The organism is Natroniella acetigena (assembly GCF_023227745.1).
Taxonomy (GTDB): domain Bacteria; phylum Bacillota; class Halanaerobiia; order Halobacteroidales; family Halobacteroidaceae; genus Natroniella; species Natroniella acetigena.
The window spans coordinates 1-1,913 of record NZ_JALKBX010000108.1 but is presented as its reverse complement, the minus strand read 5'-3'; the positions used below and the strand labels follow the sequence as shown (position 1 = coordinate 1,913).

General features: G+C 33.8%; 1 protein-coding gene. It reads right to left on the bottom strand.

The genetic code is table 11. The annotated features are described in order from the left end of the window. Window positions 1-203: 203 nt before the first annotated feature. A complete protein-coding gene (gene ltrA, locus MWH25_RS12725) occupies window positions 204-1,493 on the bottom strand; it encodes a group II intron reverse transcriptase/maturase (protein ID WP_248628027.1) in 1,290 nt (429 codons plus the stop codon). Window positions 1,494-1,913: the final 420 nt, after the last annotated feature.

Sequence of the window (1,913 nt, the reverse complement as noted above, 5' to 3'; positions counted from 1 at the left end):
TGTAGGGTCGAAGTCTGGTGCTCTAACTTAGGTTGATGTTTGTGTTCTCAGTTTGCTCACCCTTTCGTCTGTGAGTGCCACAATATCTTTATCCATATTAAATTCCCAGTCCCCGCCTCATCAAACCGTGCTTACGATTCTCCCGTACACGGCTTTCCTATTAATTTCGTCTTAAATCTTATAAGTTAAACTACCTTTGACTTTCACTTTGGTCGTTGAGTTAATTTATAATTATCAAATAACCCCACTTCTTTATATAACCAGTCGTTACTCCATCTTTTCCAGCCATATCCCTTTTTACCACGTTGTTTCATTAGATACCTTCTTACTTTCTTTTCTACATAGTCTCTAATATAAGAAAAGCAATTCAAAGAATTGCCTATTGAAAAGTAATTTACCCAACCTCTTAGAATACTGTTTATTTCTTTTATCATTATTTCAAATATTCCTGATGTCCTATGCCTTTTTATTACTTCCTTTATTTTCTGTAATACTTTCGTTCTTTTCTTTATTTGAGGAGTTGTTAGTACCCCCCATTTTCCACTGAAAGTTCGGCGTCTTTTTAAAGTAAATCCTAGAAAACTTATCCTTGCTCCTTTTTCTAAATTTACTACCTTAGTCTTTTCCTGATTTACTTTTACCTGTATTTTATTTAACTCTTCTTTCAGCCTTTTTATTACTTTCGGAAGTAACCATTTCATACTTGAATGGCTTGAAACTGCTATTACGATATCATCTGCAAAACGAGCATATTCTATCTCAGTGTATTTCCCTTTACTCATTGTTACCTCTTTTGCTTTCTCAAGCATTTTATCTACTTCATTTAAGTATAGATTCGCAAATAATGGAGATATTACGCCTCCTTGTGGAACTCCCTCTTTTCCATTAACTTTTAACATTAGTTTTATCAAATGCATTACTTCTTTATCAATTATTCTAACTGCAATTTTAGCTAATAAAACATGATGTTTTACTGTGTCAAAGTAATTGGATAAATCAAGGTCTATTATCTTTCTTTTACCACTTACTATTGCTTTCTCTATCTTCTTTACTGCTTGATGAGCTGTTCGTTTTGGTCGATATCCATAGGAGCCGTCTTGAAAATCTGCTTCAAATATAGGTTCTAATATTAATTTTAAGGCTCCTTGTACTATTCTATCTTTAATGGTTGGTATTCCTAATACTCTTACTTTTCCATTGTTTTTAGGTATCTCATGTTTTCTGTTTCTTTGTGGCATGTATGTTCTATTTACTAGTTCCTCTCTTATCTTTTTTAGATATTTTGCTACTCCTATCTCTTCAATATCTTCAAAAGTAATTCCATCTATTCCTGCTGAACCATTATTCTTTCTTGCTAGTATATATGCTTCTGCTAATGTTTCAAATTTACATATGTGAACATACAAACCCCAAAATTCATGGGCTTCTTCCTTTTTAGATTTAAGATATATTCTCCTTCTCAAGTCTTGTAAATTGATGGATGCTTTTATCATTTCATCCTTACCTCCTCTAGTGTCGGAGAATCTATTAATAATAGGGTCTCTTCGCTATATGAAGTTTTGTTGTCTTCATAATCTTAGCTACTACAAACCCATCCGCCACCCTCTTCTTTTCCAATTCATTTCCTAGTTCTTAGTTATAGAATCTTCTTTGCTCAAGTGATTTCTCACAGGAAGAAGGAGGGCTTCTCCAGTTCCGAACATATCCTTGTATACATACCATCGCTAATACTCCGTTGGTGTATATAAATGTATCAGTCATTTTCATTTATATATGCTGTCTTCACCTGAACGTTAAAGGCTCGACCTCCAAATTTTACCCCTTTCGAAGCTACTGTGCGTTTACTGGTGTTACGGTCTGCATACTTGCTCGATACCCTTTAGGTATCTTTGTCAATAGACTTCAATATTTAG

Coding starts and splice junctions, on each gene's coding strand:
- ltrA (WP_248628027.1), bottom strand. CDS start 1,493: ATGATAAAAGCATCCATCAATTTACAAGACTTGAGAAGGAGAATATAT.